At 66.5% G+C, this 18,520-nt stretch carries 25 protein-coding genes; 3 read left to right on the top strand and 22 right to left on the bottom strand.

Annotated features, from left to right (window positions below; all coding sequences use genetic code 11):
- Positions 1–87 precede the first annotated feature (87 nt).
- Positions 88–1,251, top strand: coding sequence for a S1C family serine protease (locus BLS74_RS10990; protein ID WP_093106154.1), 1,164 nt, complete (start codon positions 88–90; stop codon positions 1,249–1,251).
- 30 nt (positions 1,252–1,281) lie between these two features.
- Here the strand turns inward: BLS74_RS10990 and tatC are convergent, their stop codons facing one another.
- The 9 genes from tatC to BLS74_RS10945 form a co-directional block, all read right to left on the bottom strand.
- A complete protein-coding gene (gene tatC / locus BLS74_RS10985; protein WP_093106151.1) occupies positions 1,282–2,085 on the bottom strand; it encodes a twin-arginine translocase subunit TatC in 804 nt (267 codons plus the stop codon).
- 60 nt (positions 2,086–2,145) lie between these two features.
- Positions 2,146–2,604: a Sec-independent protein translocase protein TatB gene (tatB, locus tag BLS74_RS10980; protein WP_093105673.1), complete on the bottom strand. Its 459-nt coding sequence runs from the start codon at positions 2,602–2,604 to the stop codon at positions 2,146–2,148.
- 13 nt (positions 2,605–2,617) lie between these two features.
- Positions 2,618–2,860, bottom strand: coding sequence for a Sec-independent protein translocase subunit TatA (gene tatA, locus BLS74_RS10975; protein WP_093105670.1), 243 nt, complete (start codon positions 2,858–2,860; stop codon positions 2,618–2,620).
- Positions 2,861–2,929: 69 nt separating this feature from the next.
- Positions 2,930–3,289, bottom strand: coding sequence for a histidine triad nucleotide-binding protein (locus tag BLS74_RS10970; protein WP_093105668.1), 360 nt, complete (start codon positions 3,287–3,289; stop codon positions 2,930–2,932).
- Positions 3,279–3,668: a DUF4870 family protein gene (locus tag BLS74_RS10965; protein ID WP_093105665.1), complete on the bottom strand. Its 390-nt coding sequence runs from the start codon at positions 3,666–3,668 to the stop codon at positions 3,279–3,281. The genes BLS74_RS10970 and BLS74_RS10965 overlap by 11 nt, the downstream gene beginning before the upstream one ends.
- Before the next feature lie 9 nt (positions 3,669–3,677).
- Complete coding sequence (locus BLS74_RS10960; protein WP_093105663.1) at positions 3,678–4,067, bottom strand: phosphoribosyl-ATP diphosphatase; 390 nt, start codon at positions 4,065–4,067, stop codon at positions 3,678–3,680.
- Positions 4,064–4,465, bottom strand: a complete 402-nt coding sequence (gene hisI / locus BLS74_RS10955; RefSeq protein WP_093106149.1) for a phosphoribosyl-AMP cyclohydrolase — start codon at positions 4,463–4,465, stop codon at positions 4,064–4,066. Before hisI ends, BLS74_RS10960 begins: the two co-directional genes overlap by 4 nt.
- A 14-nt stretch (positions 4,466–4,479) precedes the next feature.
- A complete protein-coding gene (gene hisF, locus BLS74_RS10950; RefSeq protein WP_093105660.1) occupies positions 4,480–5,259 on the bottom strand; it encodes an imidazole glycerol phosphate synthase subunit HisF in 780 nt (259 codons plus the stop codon).
- A gap of 23 nt (positions 5,260–5,282) precedes the next feature.
- Positions 5,283–6,125, bottom strand: a complete 843-nt coding sequence (locus BLS74_RS10945) for a D-hexose-6-phosphate mutarotase (protein WP_093105658.1) — start codon at positions 6,123–6,125, stop codon at positions 5,283–5,285.
- 181 nt (positions 6,126–6,306) lie between these two features.
- Between BLS74_RS10945 and BLS74_RS10940 the strand changes: the two genes are divergently transcribed.
- Entirely contained in the window at positions 6,307–7,614 is a 1,308-nt protein-coding gene (locus BLS74_RS10940) for a dicarboxylate/amino acid:cation symporter (RefSeq protein ID WP_093105655.1), read from the top strand.
- 66 nt (positions 7,615–7,680) lie between these two features.
- On the top strand, positions 7,681–8,559 hold the full coding sequence (locus BLS74_RS10935) for an amino acid ABC transporter substrate-binding protein (RefSeq protein WP_244503848.1): 879 nt from the start codon (positions 7,681–7,683) through the stop codon (positions 8,557–8,559).
- A gap of 5 nt (positions 8,560–8,564) precedes the next feature.
- Here the strand turns inward: BLS74_RS10935 and hisA are convergent, their stop codons facing one another.
- From hisA to BLS74_RS10870, 13 genes are all read right to left on the bottom strand, one after another.
- Entirely contained in the window at positions 8,565–9,308 is a 744-nt protein-coding gene (hisA, locus tag BLS74_RS10930; RefSeq protein WP_093105649.1) for a 1-(5-phosphoribosyl)-5-[(5-phosphoribosylamino)methylideneamino]imidazole-4-carboxamide isomerase, read from the bottom strand.
- Between the two features lie 47 nt (positions 9,309–9,355).
- Positions 9,356–10,012, bottom strand: coding sequence for an imidazole glycerol phosphate synthase subunit HisH (gene hisH, locus BLS74_RS10925; RefSeq protein WP_280142630.1), 657 nt, complete (start codon positions 10,010–10,012; stop codon positions 9,356–9,358).
- Positions 10,003–10,632: an imidazoleglycerol-phosphate dehydratase HisB gene (hisB, locus tag BLS74_RS10920; protein ID WP_093105644.1), complete on the bottom strand. Its 630-nt coding sequence runs from the start codon at positions 10,630–10,632 to the stop codon at positions 10,003–10,005. Before hisB ends, hisH begins: the two co-directional genes overlap by 10 nt.
- Positions 10,629–11,726 carry a histidinol-phosphate transaminase gene (hisC, locus tag BLS74_RS10915; protein ID WP_093105642.1) on the bottom strand — a complete coding sequence of 366 codons (1,098 nt, stop codon included), beginning with the start codon at positions 11,724–11,726 and terminating at the stop codon, positions 10,629–10,631. Before hisC ends, hisB begins: the two co-directional genes overlap by 4 nt.
- A gap of 5 nt (positions 11,727–11,731) precedes the next feature.
- Positions 11,732–12,091, bottom strand: a complete 360-nt coding sequence (locus tag BLS74_RS10910; protein ID WP_093105639.1) for a Rap1a/Tai family immunity protein — start codon at positions 12,089–12,091, stop codon at positions 11,732–11,734.
- Positions 12,092–12,104: 13 nt separating this feature from the next.
- Entirely contained in the window at positions 12,105–13,421 is a 1,317-nt protein-coding gene (gene hisD / locus BLS74_RS10905) for a histidinol dehydrogenase (RefSeq protein ID WP_093105637.1), read from the bottom strand.
- 2 nt (positions 13,422–13,423) lie between these two features.
- Positions 13,424–14,065, bottom strand: a complete 642-nt coding sequence (hisG, locus tag BLS74_RS10900; RefSeq protein WP_093105634.1) for an ATP phosphoribosyltransferase — start codon at positions 14,063–14,065, stop codon at positions 13,424–13,426.
- Positions 14,062–15,348, bottom strand: a complete 1,287-nt coding sequence (gene murA / locus BLS74_RS10895) for a UDP-N-acetylglucosamine 1-carboxyvinyltransferase (RefSeq protein ID WP_093105632.1) — start codon at positions 15,346–15,348, stop codon at positions 14,062–14,064. The genes hisG and murA overlap by 4 nt, the downstream gene beginning before the upstream one ends.
- Positions 15,349–15,367: 19 nt before the next feature.
- On the bottom strand, positions 15,368–15,610 hold the full coding sequence (locus BLS74_RS10890) for a BolA family protein (protein ID WP_093105629.1): 243 nt from the start codon (positions 15,608–15,610) through the stop codon (positions 15,368–15,370).
- A gap of 2 nt (positions 15,611–15,612) precedes the next feature.
- Positions 15,613–16,377, bottom strand: coding sequence for an ABC transporter permease (locus BLS74_RS10885; RefSeq protein ID WP_093106146.1), 765 nt, complete (start codon positions 16,375–16,377; stop codon positions 15,613–15,615).
- Positions 16,377–17,324 (bottom strand): ABC transporter ATP-binding protein, encoded by a 948-nt coding sequence (locus tag BLS74_RS10880; protein ID WP_093105627.1) that lies wholly within the window; start codon positions 17,322–17,324, stop codon positions 16,377–16,379. The genes BLS74_RS10885 and BLS74_RS10880 overlap by 1 nt, the downstream gene beginning before the upstream one ends.
- Before the next feature lie 165 nt (positions 17,325–17,489).
- A complete protein-coding gene (locus BLS74_RS10875; protein ID WP_093105624.1) occupies positions 17,490–17,762 on the bottom strand; it encodes an STAS domain-containing protein in 273 nt (90 codons plus the stop codon).
- 16 nt (positions 17,763–17,778) lie between these two features.
- A complete protein-coding gene (locus BLS74_RS10870) occupies positions 17,779–18,390 on the bottom strand; it encodes an MlaC/ttg2D family ABC transporter substrate-binding protein (protein WP_244503847.1) in 612 nt (203 codons plus the stop codon).
- Positions 18,391–18,520: the final 130 nt, after the last annotated feature.

Genomic DNA, 18,520 nt, shown 5'->3' with positions numbered 1-18,520 from the left:
AGGCAGCAGATCCATTGAGGGACAATGCAGTCTTCGGCGCCAGCCGCGCTGCCCCCCCACTTCAACGTCCTTCTTTTCTTGCTTTTCATGAAACGCACCTGGCTGCTGTTCGCCCAGACCGTGACCGTCCTGCTCGCGGCCTATTTCGTCGTCGCGACGCTCAAGCCCGAATGGGTCGGCCGGCGCACCACCTCGCTCGGCGGCGTGGTCTCGGTGATCGAGGCGCCGGCCGCCAATCCGACCGCGATCGCGCCCGGGAGCCTGAGCGCCGCCGCCAAGAAGGCCTCGCCGGCGGTGGTCAGCATCAACACCAGCAAGGCGGCGCGGCGCAGTCCGCGCAGCGACGACCCGTGGTTCCGCTTCTTCTTCGGCGACCAGGGCGTCGACCAGCCCCAGGTCGGCCTGGGCAGCGGCGTCATCGTCAGCACGGACGGCTACATCCTCACCAACAACCATGTGGTGGAGGGGGCGGACGAAATCGACGTCACGCTCAACGACAGCCGTCACGCGCGCGGCAAGGTGATCGGCACCGACCCCGACACCGACCTCGCCGTGCTCAAGATCGAGCTCGACAAGCTGCCGGTGGTCGTGCTGGGCAACTCCGACAACCTGCAGGTCGGCGACCAGGTGCTCGCCATCGGCAATCCCTTCGGCGTAGGCCAGACCGTCACCAGCGGCATCGTCTCGGCGCTGGGGCGCAACCAGCTCGGCATCAACACCTTCGAGAACTTCATCCAGACCGATGCGGCCATCAATCCCGGCAATTCGGGCGGTGCGCTGGTCGACGTCAACGGCAACCTCGAAGGGATCAACACCGCGATCTACTCGCGCTCCGGCGGCAGCCTGGGCATCGGCTTCGCGATTCCGGTTTCGACCGCCAAGCAGGTGCTGGAAGACATCGTCAAGGAAGGCAAGGTCACGCGCGGCTGGATCGGCGTGGAACCCAACAACCTCTCGCCCGAACTGGCGGAGACCTTCGGCATCAAGGCGAACAAGGGGGTCATCATCACGGGCGTGCTGCAAAACGGCCCGGCCGCCCAGGCCGGCATCCGCCCCGGCGACGTGATCACCGGCGTCGGCGACCAGAGCATCGACAACGTGCAGGAACTGCTGACCGCGGTGGCGGGGCTCAAGCCCGGCAATGCGGCGCGATTTGCGCTTCAGCGCGGCAGGGACAAGATGGAACTCAACGTCACGCCGGGCCCGCGGCCGCGGAGCCCGATCCGCCGCGCCCCGGGCGAGCCCGAGTAGGCGGCGAGTTGCTGCTGTCGCGCGGCCCGCTCAGGGCTGCGCAGAATCGGCGCTCTCGTTTTCCTCGGGCGCCTTGCTGTGTTTCACGAAGTAGCGCGCGGCCACGATGCCGACTTCGTAGAGCAGGCACATCGGTATCGCCAGCGCGAGCTGCGAGACCACGTCGGGCGGAGTGAGCACCGCCGCCACGACGAAGGCCAGCACGATGAAATAGCCGCGGAAGCTCTTCAGCTTCTCGATCGTGACCATCTCGAAGCGCACCAGCAGCATCACGACGATCGGCACCTGGAAGGCGACGCCGAAGGCGAGATAGAGCGACAGGATCGCCTCGACGTAGGACGCGATGTCGGGCGTCGCCGCCACCGCTTCGGGCGTGAACTTCTGGATGAAGCCGAACATCTTGTCGAGCACGAAAAACTGCACGAAGGCGATGCCCGCGTAGGCCAGGAAGCTGCCGAAGATGATGAGCGGCAGCGCGAACTTCTTCTCGTGGCTGTAGAGGCCGGGCGCCACGAACATCCAGCACTGGTACATGAGCCAGGGCAGGGTCAGCAGCACGGCGGCCATCATCAGCGCCTTCAGCGGCACGAAGAAAGGCGAGAACACGCCGACCGCGATCAGCTTGGCATCGGGAGGCATGTGGGCGCGGATCGGCACCGCGATCAGGTCGATCAGCCCGCTCGGGCCGGGCCAGATCGCCAGCAGGATACCCGCCACCGCGAGGCCGTAGACGCAATAGAGCAGGCGGTCGCGCAGCTCCATCAGGTGCTGAACGAAAGGCTGCTCGGTGCCGGCCAGTTCGTCTTCTTTGTTCTTGTCGGGGGAATCGGCCATGTAGGGGCGCTGCGGGCGGGCGTCCGGCATGCGCTGCGCGCGGCCGGATCGGCGTTGCGGCTAGTTGATTTTGTGGGGACGGTAGCGGGCCACGCGCGCTGCGCCCGAAAGCGCCCGGGTGCGAACGCCGTTGCGCGCCTTGTACCACTGCGGCGTAGCGCCCTGCTTCAGGCGCCAGTTCTTGCCGGGATGCTTGTACTCGGGGTAGGACGGTGTGGGCTCGGCCAGTTCCGACAGGGTCTGGCCGCTTTCGGAGAACTGCTTCTCGAACTCGCTCGCGCCGGTCTGGATGCTGTGCTCGACGTCGCGGGCGGCTTCCTGCACCGTGTCCTTCATCTTGCGCAGTTCGTCCAGGTCCATCGACCGGTTGACCTCGGCCTTGACGTCGTTCACATAGCGCTGCGCCTTGCCCAGCAGGGTGCCGACGGTGCGTGCCACGCGCGGCAGCTTCTCAGGGCCGATGACGATCAGCGCCACCGCGCCAATCAGCGCGATTTTCGAGATGCCGAGGTCGATCACGGACGGATGCGTCTCAAGACTTTTGACGCGCTTCGACGTCGATCGTCGACTTGTCGGCGGCGGTGGTGTTGCCGGTCACCTGCGGATTCGGGGCGGCGGGCGATTCGGTGGTTGCCGAACCGTCCTTCATGCCGTCCTTGAAGCCCTTGACGGCGCCGCCAAGGTCGGAGCCCATGTTGCGGAGCTTCTTGGTGCCGAAGATCATCACGACGACGAGCAGCACGATCAGCCAGTGCCAGATGGAAAGTGAACCCATGGATTACTCCTGAAGAATGTGTTTGATTTTAGTCGGCGCAGATGTCACAACCCGCGGCAATGGCGAATATCAACCCTTGAGCCAGGGCCGGGGGCCACCCATGACGTGGACATGGAGATGGTGGACCTCCTGCCCGCCCTCGGCACCGGTGTTGACGACGATGCGGAAGCCGCCCCGCGGATAGGGCCGGCAGCCCTGCTCGATGGCCAGCCTGGGCGCCAGCGTCATGATTTTTCCCAGGAGCGCCGCGTCGTCCGGCGTGACCTGCGCCATCGACGGGATGTGGCGCTTGGGCACCAGCATGAAATGCACGGGCGCCCAGGGCGCGATGTCGTGGAAGCCGAAAAGATCGTCGTCCTCGTACATCTTTCGCGAGGGAATCTTGCCCTCGATGATCTTGCAGAAGATGCAGTTCGGATCAGAGGACATTCGCAGGCTCCATCGGTCGTCCGGCATTCATGCGCACCATCCCCTTGACGATGCGATAGAGGAACCAGAGGGAAATCAGCGCCCAGGCGATCCAGCCCGGCAGGAGCAGCAGCAGCCAGAGCCAGGAGGTCAGCAGGTACAACACGCCGGCCCACAGCACCGAGCGGATGCGCCAGCTGAAATGCGTCGCCTGCCAGGTGCCGGCGGCATCGTCGCGCTTGACCAGATCGATCACCAGCGCGATCAGGAGCAGCGCGATGGAAGCCTGCGCGCCGGGCAACACGGCGCCGACGGCCACCACCAGATGCAGGATGTAACTGATCCAGCCCCAGGTCTTGAGCGAGCTGTCGGGCTCCACGGTCACGATGTCGTTGGGCATGGCGTCCTCTCAGTCGTTGGAAGCTTCGCGATCCTGCGCTTTGCGCAGGGCCTTTTCCTCGATGCCGCTCAAGCCTTCGCGACGCTCGAGCTCGGCCACCACGTCGCGTGGCGAAAAGCCGTAGTGGGCCAGCGCCACCATGCAGTGGAACCAGAGATCGGCCACTTCGTTCACTATTTTCGTGCGCTCGCCGCCATGGTCGGCGTCCTTCGCGGCCATCACCACCTCGGTCGCTTCCTCGCCGATCTTCTTGAGAAAGGCGTCGGGGCCGCGGTACAGCAAGCGTGCCACGTAGCTCTTCTCGGGGTCGCCGCCGCGCGCGGGCAGCCGGCTTTCGATCACGGCGGCCAGTCGCGCGAGCGCGTCTTCGGCATTGCGTTCGGGGGCGTCGGCGCTCATCTTGGGGACGATGCGTAGATCGATTCGGGGTCTTTCAAGACCGGCTCGGTCACGGTCCACTGGCCGTTCTCGTACTTGCTGAAAAAGCAGCTGTGGCGCCCGGTATGGCAGGCGATGCCGGGCTCGTGGCCGAGCTGGGTGACCTGGAGCAGCACCACGTCGTTGTCGCAGTCGAGCCGGATCTCGTGCACGGTCTGCACATGGCCCGATTCCTCGCCCTTGAACCAGAGCTTGCCGCGCGAGCGGCTGAAATACACGGCGCGGCCCAGCTCGGCCGTCCTGGCCAGCGCCTCGCGGTTCATCCAGGCGAACATCAGCACGTCCTTGCTGCCCTGTTCCTGCGCGATCACGGGCACTAGGCCGTTCGCATCCCACTTCACTTCGTCGAGCCAGTTCATCGGGGTATTGTCGGTCACAGGCGCACAGGAATGCCGCGCGCCGCCATGCAGGCCTTGGCCTCGCCGACGGTGTATTCGCCGTAGTGGAAGATGCTGGCCGCCAGCACGGCATCGGCGCCGCCGGCCTGGATGCCGTCGGCCAGGTGCTCGAGATTGCCGACACCGCCGGAGGCGATCACCGGCACGCTGACCGCATCACTGACGGCGCGCGTGAGCTCGAGGTCGAAGCCGCTCTTGGTGCCATCCCGGTCCATGCTGGTCAAGAGAATCTCGCCGGCGCCACGGCGCGCCATTTCGACAGCCCATCGCACTGCGTCGAGCCCCGTGTTCTTGCGACCGCCATGGCTGTAGACGTCCCAGCCGGGCCCGCGCAAGGCCGCATCCTCGGCCGAGCGCCGCTTGGCGTCGATCGCGACCACGATGCACTGGGCACCGTACTTGCGCGACGCGTCGTCGATCACCTGCGGGTTCGCGATGGCGGCCGAGTTGAAGCTGGTCTTGTCGGCGCCCGCGTTGAGCAGGCGGCGCACGTCCTCGACGGTGCGCACGCCGCCGCCGACGGTCAGCGGAATGAAGACCTGCGAGGCCACCGCCTCGATGATCGGCAGGATCAGGTCGCGGCCGTCGCTGGTGGCCGTGATGTCGAGAAAGGTCAGCTCGTCGGCGCCCTGCGCGTTGTAGCGCGCCGCGATCTCGACCGGATCGCCGGCATCGCGCAGCTCGACGAAGTTGACGCCTTTGACGACGCGGCCGCCGGTGACGTCGAGACAGGGAATGATGCGTTTGGCGAGCATGGCGGGTTCAGGGTTTGCGGGATTCAAAGGATGGTGAGCTGCTGCCAGCCCTGCCATGCGGCACCCGGCGCGAGCAGCACGGTCTCGTCGATGCGCGCGGCCTCGACGCAGAGCATGTGGCGCCAGCCGTCGTCGGGCAGGTCGGCCAGCTGGGCGCTCAGCGCCGGGCCGGGGTTCCACACCACCGTTTCGGTGCAGCTCGCGCTTTGCGCGATCTCGAGCGTGCCGGAAGGCTGTACCAGCCGCAGCGGCCGCGCGGGCGCCGTGTAGACGCTGTCGAATTCGGTGCCGAAGCGCAGCGCGGGCGCCAGGTCGACATGCCGGTCGTCGCGCACCGCGTCCCAGCGATTGGCGCCCTGCAGCCCTTCCAGCGAGGCGGCGGCAATGTCGTCCACGCGCAGGTAGCTGTGCAGCGCGGCCGCAAAGGACCAGGGCCCGCGGCCGGTGTTGTCGATCGACAGCGCGATGCGCAGCGAATGCGGCGCCAGCGTCACAGCCAGCCGTGCGTGAAAGGCGTGCGGCCAGATGGCGCGGGTGGCCTCGTTGTCATGCAGCGAGAGAACGAGCGTGTCGCCCTTGCCGCCGGCGGTGGGCGCCTCGGCCTGCCATGCGAGGTTGCGCACGAAACCGTGCTTGGGCAGCGGCCCGCGCTGGTTGAACTGCGGCCAGCAGATCGGTACGCCGCCGCGGATCGCGCTCTGGCCGTCGAAGCGCGCCTCGGGGCTCAGGTAGAGACGCTCGACGCCGTCGGCCGTGGTCCACGACAGCAGGTGGGCGCCGTGCCTCGCCACGGTGCAGGCGCTGCCCCCCGGCAGGGCGAGGTGCAGTGCAGGCTGGCCGCGGAAGACGATCTCGTTGAAGGACATGACCCGATTCTAGGTTTGGCCCGTGTCACCCCAGGCCGCAACCGCATGGCCGCAGGCCGAATTCGCATTGCAGCCGGCATGGTTTTGGCATGAAATCGCGGCAACCGGCGGCCGCGGCATGCGGATTGGCGGTGAGGGACGTCATCTCCACATCACTTGTTCGACTAGAAGGGGCTCGCACATGAAAAGCAAATTGCCGCCGGCAGCCTGGATCCTGATCGCGATGGTGATCGGCATCTTGATCGGCTACATGATCTTCATCAACTTTCCCGACAAGAAGGTGGCCACGCAGATCGCAGGCTACATCTCGATCATGTCGGACGTGTTCCTGCGGCTGATCAAGATGCTGATCGGCCCGCTGGTGTTCTCCACCCTGGTGGTGGGCATCGCCCACATGGGCGACGCGGCCTCGGTGGGGCGCGTCTTCGGCAAGGCGCTGGGCTGGTTCATCACCGCGTCCCTGGTCTCGCTGGTGCTGGGCCTGATCATGGCCAATCTGCTGCAGCCGGGCCTCAACCTGGGCCTGCCGCTGCCCGACATCGGCGCCTCGGCCAACCTCGCGACCTCCAAGTTCACCTTGAAGGACTTCGTCAGCCACCTGGTGCCCAAGTCCTTCGCCGAGGCCATGGCCAACAACGAGATCCTGCAGATCGTGGTGTTCTCCATGTTCTTCGGCGTCGCGCTCGCCTCGCTCGGCGACAAGGCCAAGACCCTGGTCAACGCGATCGACGAGCTCTCCCACGCCATGCTCAAGATCACCGGCTACGTCATGAAGCTGGCGCCGCTGGCCGTGATGGCCGCCATGGCCGCCACCGTGGCGGTGAACGGGCTGGAGATCCTGCTCAAGTTCGCGGTCTTCATGGGCGACTTCTACATCGGCCTGTTCCTGCTGTGGGGCATCCTGATCTTCGCCGGCTTCGCCTTCCTCGGCCCGCGCGTGTTCAAGCTGCTGGTGCTGATCAAGGAGGCCTTCCTGCTGTCCTTTGCGACGGCGAGCTCGGAAGCGGCCTATCCGAAGATCCTGGACGCGCTCGACCGCTTCGGCGTCAAGCGCAAGATCTCGAGCTTCGTGATGCCCATGGGCTACTCCTTCAACCTCGACGGCTCGATGATGTACTGCACCTTCGCCGTGCTTTTCATCGCCCAGGCCTACGGCATCGAGCTGCCGCTCGGCACCCAGATCACGATGCTGCTGATCCTGATGCTCACCTCCAAGGGCATGGCCGGCGTGCCGCGCGCCTCGCTGGTGGTGATCGCCGCCACGCTGAACCAGTTCAACATCCCCGAGGCCGGGCTGCTGCTGATCCTGGGCGTGGACACTTTCCTCGACATGGGCCGCTCGGCCACCAACGCGGTGGGCAACTCGATCGCCACGGCGGTGGTGGCCAAGTGGGAGGGCGAGCTGCTCTCGGAGAGCGATGCCGCGGCCAACGCCAGCAAGATCGACGAGGAATTGAAGGCCACGCTGGCCCACCCGGTTCATGCCTGAGGCACGGCCATGAAGCCCACCTGGAAATCGTCGCTCGCTGTTGCGCTGTTCGCGGCAGCACTGGGCATGTCTGCAATGGCCCGCGCGCAGCCCGAGCCCGCCCCGGCGGCGCCCGCAGCGCTGACGGGCACGCTGGCCAAGGTGCGCGACACCGGCGCCATCACGATCGGCTACCGCGAATCGTCGATCCCGTTCTCCTACCTGTCGCCGCGCAACGAACCGATCGGCTACTCGATCGAGCTGTGCCGCGCGCTGGTGGCCGCGATCGAGGAGGCAGTACACAAGAGCCTGGAGATCAAGTGGGCGCCCGTCACCTCCGAGTCGCGCATCGATGCGGTGGAAAAGGGTCAGGTCGATCTCGAATGCGGCTCCACCACCAACAACCTCGAGCGCCAGAAGCGCGTGGCCTTCTCGCCCACGATCTTCGTTTCGGGCACCAAGGTGCTGGTGAAGAAAGGTTCGCCGATCAAGGGATTTCGCGACCTGGCCGGCAAAAAAGTGGCCGTGACGCGCGGCACGACCAACGAGAAGACGATGCAGGACCTGTCGCAGAAATTCAAGCTCAACCTGAACCTGATCGTGATGCGCGACCATGCGGAGTCTTTCGCGCAGGTGGTGGCCGGCCAGGCCGATGCCTTTGCGACCGACGACGTGCTGCTCTATGGCCTGATCGCGCAGAACAAGGGCAAGGTGCAGGGCGAGTACCAGGTGGTCGGCGACTTCCTCTCCTACGACCCCTACGGCATCATGTACCGCAAGGGCGATGCGCAGCTGGCCAAGGTGGTGAACGACAGCTTCCAGGCGCTGGCCATCGACGGCGAGATCGAGCGCCAGTACAAGCGCTGGTTCCTGCAGAAGCTGCCTCTTTCGAGCACCAGCATCAATCTGCCGATGAGCCCGCAGCTGGAGACCATCATCCAGACGCTGGCGGTAAAAACAGAATAGGTGAGCTATTGCTCCGCGAGTTCGTCGGCGCGCGCTTGCGCAGCGGCGAAATCGAGGTCGCCCGAGTAGATGGCCCGACCGCAGATCACGCCCTCGATGCCGTCCGATTCGACCGCGCAGAGCTTGTCGATGTCGGCCATGTTCGAGAGCCCGCCCGATGCGATCACCGGGATGGTGAGTGCCTGGGCCAGCTTCACCGTGGCCTCGATGTTGATGCCCGAGAGCATGCCGTCGCGGCCGATGTCGGTGTAGATGATCGATTCGACGCCGTAGTCCTCGAACTTCTTGCCCAGGTCGGCCACCTCATGGCCCGTGAGCTTGCTCCAGCCGTCGGTCGCGACCTTGCCGTCCTTGGCGTCGAGGCCGACGATGATGTGGCCGCCGAAGGCACTGCAGGCATCCTTGAGGAAGCCGGGGTTCTTGACCGCAGCGGTGCCGATGATCACGTAGCGCAGGCCGTCGTCGATGTAGCGCTCGATGGTGTCGAGGTCGCGGATGCCGCCGCCGAGCTGCACCGGGATGTCGTCGCCGACCTCCTTCAGGATCGCCTTGATCGCCGCATGGTTCTGCGGCTTGCCGGCAAAAGCGCCGTTCAGGTCGACCAGGTGCAGCCGCCGTGCGCCGGCTTCGATCCATCTGCGCGCCATCGCGGCCGGGTCTTCGCTGAAGGTGGTGGACTGGTCCATGTCGCCTTGCTTGAGGCGAACACAATGGCCGTCCTTGAGATCGATCGCAGGAATGAGGAGCATGGTGCGGGATTGCGTGGAACGAGCGATGAAGCGCAGGAACTGCTTCTTCAGGGATTCCAGTGGAGAAAGTTTCTATAGAGCTGCAGCCCGTGGTCCGCACTCTTCTCGGGGTGGAACTGGGTCGCAAAAATATTATCGCGTGCAATGGCGGCGGTAAAGCGCTCGCCGTATTCCGCTTCGCCCGCGCTGTGGCGGGCATCCGCCGGCCGCGCATAGAAGCTGTGCACGAAATAGAAGTAACTCTGGTCCGGCACACCCGCCCACACCGGGTGCGGCCGCATCTGCATGACCTGGTTCCAGCCCATCTGCGGCACCTTGTAGCGGCTGCCGTCCGGCTGGAGACGGCCCGCCAGCTCGAACTTGCGCACTTCGCCGGGAATCAGACCCAGGCCCTCGGTCGGCCCCTCGTCGCTCGTCGACAGCAGCATCTGCATGCCGACGCAGACGCCGAAGAGCGGCTTGGCGGCGGCCGCTTCGAGCACCGATTCCTGCAGGCCCGAGTCGCGCAGTTCGCGCATGCAGTCGGGCATGGCGCCCTGCCCCGGCAGCACGACGCGCGTGGCGCGGCGCACAACCTCCGGGTCGGAGGTCACGAAAACCTCGACCCCGACCTGGTCGGCCGCGTGCTGGACGGCCTGCGATACCGAGCGCAGGTTGCCCATGCCGTAGTCGACGACGGCGACGGTATTTTTGGTCAGAGCGATCCCTTCGTCGAAGGAATGACGCCGGCCGAGCGCGGATCGAGTTCGAGCGCCGCGCGCAGCGCGCGCGCGAAGGCCTTGAACACGGTTTCGCACTGGTGGTGGGCGTTGACGCCCTTGAGGTTGTCGATGTGCAGAGTCACGAAGGCGTGGTTGACGAAGCCCTGGAAGAACTCGTAGGTGAGCTGGCTGTCGAAAGTGCCGATCATGCCGCTGGTGAAGGGCACGTGCATGACCAGGCCCGGACGGCCCGAGAAATCGATCACGACGCGGCTCAGCGCCTCGTCGAGCGGCACGTAGGCGTGGCCATAGCGCCGGATACCCTTCTTGTCGCCGACCGCTTTCGCGACCGCCTGGCCGAGGGTGATGCCCACGTCTTCCACCGTGTGGTGGCCGTCGATGTGCAGGTCGCCCTGGCAATCGATGTCGAGGTCGATCAGGCCGTGGCGGGCGATCTGGTCGAGCATGTGGTCGAAGAAGCCGATGCCGGTGGACAGCTTCGAGCGGCCGCTGCCGTCGAGGTCGACGCGGACCGTGATCTTCGTCTCCGCGGTGTTGCGCGTGACGGTGGCCGTGCGCGCGCCGGCGGCGACGACTGCTTCGGGTGCCGAGGGGGTGTTCATAGGGATGCTTCGAGGGCCGCAAGCATCTGCGCATTCTCGTCGATGGTTCCGACGGTCAGGCGCAGGCAGTTCGCGAGCAATGGGTGCATTTTAGAAACGTTCTTGACCAGCACGCCGCGCGCCTTCATTCCCTCGAAGGTCCGGGTGGCATCGGGCACGCGCACCAGGATCATGTTGGCGTCGCTGGGCCAGCTCTTCACCGCAGGCAGCCGGGCCAGCGCCTCGAAAATGCGCTGGCGCTGGGCGCGGATCTGGGCCGCCTGCCCGGCAAACACCTCGGCGTGCTCCAGCGCGAACAGCGCGCACTCGCAATTGAGCACGCTGATGTTGTAGGGCGGCCGCACCTTGTCGATCTCGGCGATCAGGGCCTGGGGGCCGATCAGGTAGCCCAGCCGGACGCCCGCCAGGCCGAACTTGCTGAGCGTGCGCATCAGGAGCACGTGGCCGTGGCGAGCGATGCGGTCGATCCAGCTGCGGCCGGCGAAGGGCTGGTAGGCCTCGTCGATCACCACCAGGCCGCCCTGCGCGCCCTGGACCTCGATGATCTTTTCGATCACCGCATCGTCCCAGAGGTTGGCGCTCGGGTTGTTGGGATAGGCGAGGTAGACGATGGCCGGCTTCTCGCGCGCGATGGCCTCGAGCATGGCGGCCTCGTCGAGCTCGAAATCAGCCGTCAGCGGCACGCCGGCGAAGCGCAGGCCCTGCAGCTGGGCGCTGATCGCGTACATCACGAAGCCGGGCACCGGCGCCAGGATGGCCGCCCCCGGCAGGTCGCAGGCCATGGCGAGCAGCGAGATCAGTTCGTCCGAACCGTTGCCGAGCATCAGCCCGAAGCCCTCGGGTATGGCGGCATAGGCCGCCAGCGCGCGCTGCAGGTCGGCGCCGCGTGCGCCGGGATAGCGGTTCAGCGCCAGTGCGCCCAGCCGCTGGCCCAGCGCGGCCTGCAGCGCGGGCGGCAGGCCGAAGGGGTTCTCCATGGCGTCGAGCTTGATCAGCCCGCGCGCATCCTGCACGGCGTAGGCATGCATGGACTGGACGTCGGCGCGGATGCGGCCCAATGCGCGGGCTGTGGTGGCGGCAGAAGAAGATGTCATACGGTTCAGGGCGCGCAGCGGTAGCTGTTGCGCAGCGCGGCCGAGATCACGAGCTGCACCGGCATGTCGGCCTCGTAGCTGTCGGCATTGCGCGTCAGTTCGGTTTGGTAGAGCGAGCGCGCCATCGCGGGCTCGAGGCGGCGGCCGTTGATGCAAAACGGCGGCTTCTGGCCCGCGCGCTGGGCCATGTCGCCGGCCTCGCGCAGGCCCTCGACCACGCCGACGAGATAGTAGTTGGCGTAGAGCTTGCCGTCCTTTTCATTGGCTTCCAACGTGCGCAGCTCGCGGATGCTCATGGCCTGGCAGGCGGCGCCGAAGGTCAGCAGCGCGAGAGCCAGGCCAGGCCCGAACGATAGCATTCGCATCGCTTCGCCCCCTTCAGCGCAGGCGCAGGCGGGCCGCTTCGGCGTGCGCGGGCAAGCCCTCGCCTTCGGCCAAGGTCACGGCGATGCGGCCCAGGGCTTGCGCCCCCTCTTCGCTGACCTCGATCAGGCTCGATCGCTTCTGGAAATCGTAGACCCCCAGCGGCGAGCTGAAACGCGCGGTGCCGCTGGTGGGCAGCACGTGGTTGGGACCGGCGCAGTAATCGCCCAGGCTTTCGCTGGTGTAGGCGCCGAGGAAGATCGCGCCGGCATGCTTGAGCAGCGGCTCCCAGCGCTGCGGCTCGCGGCTGCTGACTTCCAGGTGTTCGGGCGCGATGCGGTTGCTGATGGCGCAGGCCTCTTCCATGCTGCGCGTGTGGATCAGCGCGCCGCGGCCGTTGAGCGAGGCCGCGATGATCTCGGCGCGCGGCATCGAGGGCAGCAGGCGGTCGATTTCCTGCTGCACGCGATCGATGTAGGCCGCGTCGGGGCTGAGCAGAATGCTCTGCGCGAGTTCGTCGTGCTCGGCCTGGCTGAAGAGGTCCATCGCCACCCAGTCGGCCGGCGTGCTGCCGTCGGCCAGCACCAGGATCTCGCTCGGGCCGGCGATCATGTCGATGCCGACGGTGCCGAAGACGCGCTTCTTGGCACTGGCGACATAGGCATTGCCGGGGCCGGTGATCTTGTCGACCTTCGGGATGGTTTCCGTGCCATAGGCCAGTGCAGCCACCGCCTGCGCGCCGCCGATGGTGAAGGCGCGCGTCACGCCGGCCACGTGCGCCGCAGCCAGCACCAGCGGATTCTTCTCGCCGCCGGGCGTGGGCACGACCATGATGATTTCGCCGACTCCCGCCACGTGCGCGGGAATGGCGTTCATGAGCACGCTCGACGGGTAGGCGGCCTTGCCGCCCGGCACGTAGATGCCGACGCGATCCAGTGGCGTGACCTTCTGGCCCAGCAGCGTACCGTCGGCATCGCGGTAGCTCCAGCTTTCGCCGTTGGCCTTCTTCTGCGCCTCGTGGTAGATGCGCACGCGGCGGGCCGCGGCTTCGAGCGCTTCGCGCTGCACTGCGGGCAATGCATCGAAGGCGGCGCGCAATTCGTCGGCCTTGAGTTCCAGCGTTTCCATGCCGGCCACGTCGAGCCGGTCGAAACGGCGCGTGTACTCGAGCACCGCCGTGTCGCCGCGCCGCTGGACGTCGGCCAGGATGTCCGCGACCACCTGCTCGATGGCGGCATCCGCTTCGGCCGACCAGTGCAGCCGCGCCTTGAAATCGGCTTCGAAGCCGGCCGAGGCGGTCGACAGGCGGGCGGGAGAGGCTTTCAGGTTCATCGTCAGGCGGAAGGAATGGCCGAGGCGAAGGCGTCGATGATGCGGCGGATCGGCGCTTGCTTGAGCTTGAGCGCGGCCTGGTTGACCACCAGGCGCGCGCTGATGTCCATGATGCGCTCGACCTCGACCAGGTGGTTGGCCTTGAGCGTGTTGCCGGTCGACACCAGGTCGACGATGGCGTCGGCCAGGCCGGTAAGCGGCGCGAGCTCCATGCTGCCATAGAGCTTGATCAGGTCGACGTGCACGCCCTTGCTGGCGAAGAACTCGCGCGCCAGGCCGACGTACTTGGTCGCGACCTTGATGCGCGAGCCCTGCTTGACGGCCGATTCGTAGTCGTAGTCGGCGCGCACGGCCACGCTGAGGCGGCAGGCCGCGATGCGCAGGTCGAGCGGCTGGTAGAGGCCCTGGTTGCCGTGCTCGAGCAGCACGTCGAGCCCGGTCACGCCGAGATCGGCGCCGCCGTATTGCACGTAGGTGGGCACGTCCGAGGCGCGCACCAGCACCACGCGCACGTCGGGCCGCGTGGTCGCGAGAATCAGCTTGCGCGATTTCTCGGGGTCCTCGGTCACCTCGATGCCGGCCGCGGCCAGGAGCGGCAGCGTTTCCTCGAAGATGCGGCCCTTGGACAGGGCGAGCGTGATCACTGCTGCATCTCCGACGGCCCGGCCACGCGCTCGATGTCGGCGCCGAGGCCGCGCAGCTTGCTTTCCATGCGGTCGTAGCCGCGGTCCAGGTGGTAGATGCGGTCGACCAGCGTTTCGCCGTCGGCCACCAGCCCGGCGATCACGAGGCTGGCCGAGGCGCGCAGATCGGTCGCCATCACGGTCGCGCCCGAGAGCTGCGCCACGCCCTCGATCACGGCGACCTTGCCGTCGGTCTGGATCTTGGCGCCCAGGCGCAGCATCTCGTCGACGTGCATGAAGCGGTTCTCGAAGATCGTCTCGGTCACGGTCGAGGTGCCTTCGGCGATCACGTTGAGCGCCATGAACTGGGCCTGCATGTCGGTCGGAAAACCCGGGTATTCGGTGGTGCGAAAGCTCTGCGCCTTGAGGCGGCCCTGGCTCTGGACGCGGATGCCGCCGTCCACCGCAGCCACCTGGGCACCCGCCTCGCGCAGTTTCTCGATCACCGCATCGAGGTGGTCGGCGCGGCCATGCTTCAGCACGACATCGCCGCCGGTGGCCGCGACGGCGCACAGGAAAGTGCCGGCCTCGATGCGGTCGGCCACCACCTGGTGCGTGCAGCCGTTGAGCTTTTCGACGCCCTGGATGCGGATGCGGCTGGTGCCGTGCCCTTCGATCTTCGCGCCCATCTCGATCAGCATCTCGGCCAGGTCGGAGATCTCGGGCTCCTGGGCCGCGTTTTCCAGCACGGTCTCGCCGTCGGCCAGCGCGGCGGCCATGAGGAAGTTCTCGGTGCCAGTGACGGTCACCATGTCGGTCGTGATGCGCGCGCCGTGCAGGCGCTTGGCGCCGCCCGCGAGGCTGGCCACCATATAGCCGTGCTCGACCACGATCTCAGCACCCATGGCCTGCAGGCCCTTGATGTGCTGATCGACCGGCCGCGAACCGATGGCACAGCCGCCCGGCAGCGACACCCTGGCCTTGCCGAAGCGCGTCAGGAGCGGTCCGAGCGCGAGCACCGACGCGCGCATGGTCTTCACGAGCTCGTAGGGCGCCTCGGCCGTGTGCAGCGGTCCGGCGTCGATGCGCACGGTGCCCTTGTCGTCGCGCTCGGCCGCCACGCCCATGTTGCGGATCAGCTTGAGCATGGTCGTGACGTCGTTCAGGCGCGGCACGTTGTGCAGCGTGACGGGCCGGTCGGTCAGCAAGGCCGCACAGAGTTCGGGCAGCGCGGCGTTCTTCGCGCCGGAAATGAGCACCTCGCCGCGAAGCGTGCGCCCGCCGCGAATCAGAAGTTTGTCCATGAAAGATCCAGCGAGAGAACTAGGAGTTTTGGTCCGCCCATTCGGCGGGCGTGTAGGTCTTCATCGAAAGCGCATGCACTTCGTCGGTGTGCATTTTGGCACCGAGGGTGGCGTAGACCCGCTGATGTCGCTGGATCGCGCGCTTGCCCTCGAACTCGGCAGAAACGATGGTGGCGTACCAATGGCGACCATCGCCCTCGAGCGCGATGTGCTGGCAGGGCAGGCCGGCCTGGATGATTGATTGGAGCTCTTCGGCAGTCATGGTCATCCTCGGATCTTGTAGCCGATGCGAAGCAAGTGAACGGCGATGGCGCTGACGACGAGCCAGGCGCTGCCGACGATCGCCAGGCTCAGCCAGGGCGAGGCGTCGCTGACGCCGAAGAAGCCGTAGCGGAAGCCGTCGATCATGTAGAAGAAGGGATTCAGGTGGCTCACGGTCTGCCAGAACGGCGGCAGCGAGTTGATCGAATAGAACACGCCGGAGAGAAAAGTCATCGGCATGATCAGGAAGTTCTGGAACACCGCCATCTGGTCGAACTTCTCGGCCCAGAGCCCGGCGATCAGGCCCAGTGTGCCGAGCATGGCGGCGCCCAGGAAGGCGAACACGAGGATCCACAGCGGGGCGACGAAGCTCGGCATGGCAATCAGTGCGGTCACCGCGAACACGCCCACACCCACCGCCAGGCCGCGCAGGATCGAGGAACCCACGTAGGCGAAGAACCAGCCCCAGTGCGACAGCGGCGTCAGCAGCACGAACACCAGGCTGCCCATGATCTTGCTCTGGATGATGGACGAGGAGCTGTTGGCAAATGCGTTCTGAAGCACGCTCATCATCACGAGGCCGGGCACCAGGAAGGCCGTGTAGCTCACCGTCCCGTAGACCTTGACGTGGTCTTCGAGCACGTGGCCGAACACCATCAGGTAGAGCACCGCGGTCAGGACGGGGGCGCCGACGGTCTGGAAGCCGACCTTCCAGAAGCGCAGCGTTTCCTTGTAGAGCAAGGCACGCCAGCCGAGCGCACCGACCATCATCGCGCCACCTCCAAGGGAGTCTGCTCGCCGGCCATCAGGTCGATGAACACGTCTTCGAGATCGGCCTTGCGCATCTCGACGTCTTCCACGTCGAGCCCGGCCTCGCGAATGGCGGCGAGCATCTGTTCGACCTCGCGGGCGTTCTGCGCCGGCAGTTGCACGATGCGGCCGGTGATGCGGGCGTGCTGCGCGAGAGCCCAGGGCAGCATGCCGTCGGTCTTGAAGCGCAGCACGTTGCTGGCGGCCGAACGCAGCAGCTCGCTCGTGCGGTCCAGCGCGATCACGCGGCCCTGCTTGAGCATCGCGATGCGATGGCACAGCGCCTCGGCTTCTTCGAGGTAGTGGGTAGTCAGCAGCACCGTGCTGCCCTGCTTGTTGAGCTTGGCGACAAACTGCCACAGGGTCTGGCGCAGCTCGACATCGACGCCGGCGGTCGGCTCGTCGAGCACGATCACGGGCGGCTTGTGCACCAGCGCCTGCGCCACCAGTACGCGGCGCTTCATGCCGCCGGAGAGCTGGCGCATGTTGGCGCCGGCCTTGTCGGCGAGACCGAGGCTGTGCAGGAGTTCGTCAATCCAGTCGTCGTTGTTCTTGATGCCGAAGTAACCCGACTGGATGCGCAGCGACTCGCGAACGTTGAAGAAAGGGTCGAACACCAGTTCCTGCGGCACCACGCCGAGCTGGCGGCGCGCTTGGGCGTAGTCGCGCTGGACGTCGAAACCATGGACGCTGATGGCGCCCGAGCTCGGCCGCGAGAGGCCGGCGAGCATGCTGATCAAGGTGGTCTTGCCGGCACCGTTGGGGCCTAGCAGGCCGAAGAACTCGCCCTCTTCGATCTGGAACGTGACCTCGTCGACCGCGCGCAAGCCGGGCTTTCCCTGGGCGCGTTGCTGGCGTGAGGCAGGATAGGTCTTGGAGACCGATTGGAAGGAGATCGCGGGCATGGGAACCCGCGATTTTACGGGGCGACGTCGCAAGCTGCCTCGCAACGGTCTTATTGCCGGATGCGGCCGCCGCCGGGCCGCCCCAAGGCGAGCCGCGCCTCCCCCTCGGGGGGTGGCGAATTACACGCAGCGAAGCGGAATGAAAAGCCGGGGGGCTGACATCTTCTACGGTGCGGCCGGCAAAAGGCCTGCCACACCGTACAGCGACGCGAGCTCGCGCAGGCGCGACGGCAAGCCCTTCACCGCGAAGCCGCGACCGAGCGCACTCGACTCGCGCCGGCATTCGAGCAGCACCGCGAGTGCCGACGAATCGAACTGCGCCAGCGCGCTGGCATCGACCACGGTGGACGAACCCGTCTGCCCTGCGAGCCCCTGCCGGAGCATGAGCACGCACGCGGGCGCGTCGTCGTGCGTCAGCTTGGGCGGCAGGACCAGCATCGGGCGCTCTTTCCTGTCACTTCTTGCCGTTGAGCTTGTTGCGCTCCGCCAGCTTGGCGATCAGGCCGTCGATGCCCTTGGCGTTGATTTCCTGCGCGAACTGGCTGCGGTAGGTATCGACCAGCCACACGCCGAGCACGTTCAGGTTGTAGATCTTCCAGCCGCCGGCCTCGCCGGGCGTCTTCTCGAGCCGGTAATCGAGTTGCACCGGGTCGCCGCTGCCGCGCACCTCGCTGCGCACCAGCACTTCCTTGTCGTCGGGCGAGCCGCGGAAGGGGCGCACGCTCACGGTCTGGTCGCTCACCTGGTCGAGCGCGCCCGCATAGGTGCGCACCAGCAGCTTCTTGAATTCTTCCTGAAGGCGCTGTTGCTGCTCGGGCGTGGCCTGGCGCCAGGCCGGGCCCACCGCCGAAGCGGTCATGCGCTGGAAGTTCACGTTCGGCATGATCTTGGTGTCGACCAGGACCATGATCTTGTTGACGTCGCCCGCCTTGATCGTCTTGTCGGCCTTGATGGTATCGAGCACATCGGTCGAGAGGCGCTTCACCAGCGCGTCGGGCGCTTCGTCGGCAGCGTGGACAGGCCGCACGAAGGCGGCGGCGCCCGCGAGCAGCAGGCCGGCCAGCATCAGGCGTCCGAAGGAGCGGCGTTGCAGGATCTGGTTCATCGATAAGTCCCTTGTTTGAAGTTTCAGGTCAGACGACCGTGGCAAATTGGAGAAACGGTTCGCCCCCACGGTTCCCGCTCGGAGGTAAAGG

It is taken from the genome of Variovorax sp. CF079 (genome assembly GCF_900101545.1).
Taxonomy (GTDB): Bacteria; Pseudomonadota; Gammaproteobacteria; order Burkholderiales; family Burkholderiaceae_C; genus Variovorax.
Note: the sequence above shows the minus strand (reverse complement) of the source record. Positions and strands in the feature narration are given on the sequence as shown.

What these genes read in the sequence shown, in the direction of transcription:
- murA (WP_093105632.1), bottom strand. Translation starts at nt 15,348, where the DNA reads ATGGACAAACTTCTGATTCGCGGCGGGCGCACGCTTCGCGGCGAGGTG.
- BLS74_RS10875 (WP_093105624.1), bottom strand. Translation starts at nt 17,762, where the DNA reads ATGCTGGTCCTGCCGCCCAAGCTGACGCACGACGACGCGCCCGCGTGC.
- BLS74_RS10945 (WP_093105658.1), bottom strand. Translation starts at nt 6,125, where the DNA reads ATGTCCTTCAACGAGATCGTCTTCCGCGGCCAGCCTGCACTGCACCTC.
- BLS74_RS10885 (WP_093106146.1), bottom strand. Translation starts at nt 16,377, where the DNA reads ATGGTCGGTGCGCTCGGCTGGCGTGCCTTGCTCTACAAGGAAACGCTG.
- BLS74_RS10910 (WP_093105639.1), bottom strand. Translation starts at nt 12,091, where the DNA reads ATGCGAATGCTATCGTTCGGGCCTGGCCTGGCTCTCGCGCTGCTGACC.
- hisI (WP_093106149.1), bottom strand. Translation starts at nt 4,465, where the DNA reads ATGAACTGGCTCGACGAAGTGAAGTGGGATGCGAACGGCCTAGTGCCC.
- BLS74_RS10960 (WP_093105663.1), bottom strand. Translation starts at nt 4,067, where the DNA reads ATGAGCGCCGACGCCCCCGAACGCAATGCCGAAGACGCGCTCGCGCGA.
- hisD (WP_093105637.1), bottom strand. Translation starts at nt 13,421, where the DNA reads ATGAACCTGAAAGCCTCTCCCGCCCGCCTGTCGACCGCCTCGGCCGGC.
- tatA (WP_093105670.1), bottom strand. Translation starts at nt 2,860, where the DNA reads ATGGGTTCACTTTCCATCTGGCACTGGCTGATCGTGCTGCTCGTCGTC.
- BLS74_RS10970 (WP_093105668.1), bottom strand. Translation starts at nt 3,289, where the DNA reads ATGTCCTCTGATCCGAACTGCATCTTCTGCAAGATCATCGAGGGCAAG.
- hisC (WP_093105642.1), bottom strand. Translation starts at nt 11,726, where the DNA reads ATGACATCTTCTTCTGCCGCCACCACAGCCCGCGCATTGGGCCGCATC.
- tatC (WP_093106151.1), bottom strand. Translation starts at nt 2,085, where the DNA reads ATGGCCGATTCCCCCGACAAGAACAAAGAAGACGAACTGGCCGGCACC.
- BLS74_RS10940 (WP_093105655.1), top strand. Translation starts at nt 6,307, where the DNA reads ATGAAAAGCAAATTGCCGCCGGCAGCCTGGATCCTGATCGCGATGGTG.
- BLS74_RS10990 (WP_093106154.1), top strand. Translation starts at nt 88, where the DNA reads ATGAAACGCACCTGGCTGCTGTTCGCCCAGACCGTGACCGTCCTGCTC.
- hisF (WP_093105660.1), bottom strand. Translation starts at nt 5,259, where the DNA reads ATGCTCGCCAAACGCATCATTCCCTGTCTCGACGTCACCGGCGGCCGC.
- hisA (WP_093105649.1), bottom strand. Translation starts at nt 9,308, where the DNA reads ATGCTCCTCATTCCTGCGATCGATCTCAAGGACGGCCATTGTGTTCGC.
- hisB (WP_093105644.1), bottom strand. Translation starts at nt 10,632, where the DNA reads ATGAACACCCCCTCGGCACCCGAAGCAGTCGTCGCCGCCGGCGCGCGC.
- BLS74_RS10890 (WP_093105629.1), bottom strand. Translation starts at nt 15,610, where the DNA reads ATGACTGCCGAAGAGCTCCAATCAATCATCCAGGCCGGCCTGCCCTGC.
- BLS74_RS10965 (WP_093105665.1), bottom strand. Translation starts at nt 3,668, where the DNA reads ATGCCCAACGACATCGTGACCGTGGAGCCCGACAGCTCGCTCAAGACC.
- BLS74_RS10880 (WP_093105627.1), bottom strand. Translation starts at nt 17,324, where the DNA reads ATGCCCGCGATCTCCTTCCAATCGGTCTCCAAGACCTATCCTGCCTCA.
- BLS74_RS10870 (WP_244503847.1), bottom strand. Translation starts at nt 18,390, where the DNA reads ATGCTGGCCGGCCTGCTGCTCGCGGGCGCCGCCGCCTTCGTGCGGCCT.
- BLS74_RS10935 (WP_244503848.1), top strand. Translation starts at nt 7,681, where the DNA reads ATGTCTGCAATGGCCCGCGCGCAGCCCGAGCCCGCCCCGGCGGCGCCC.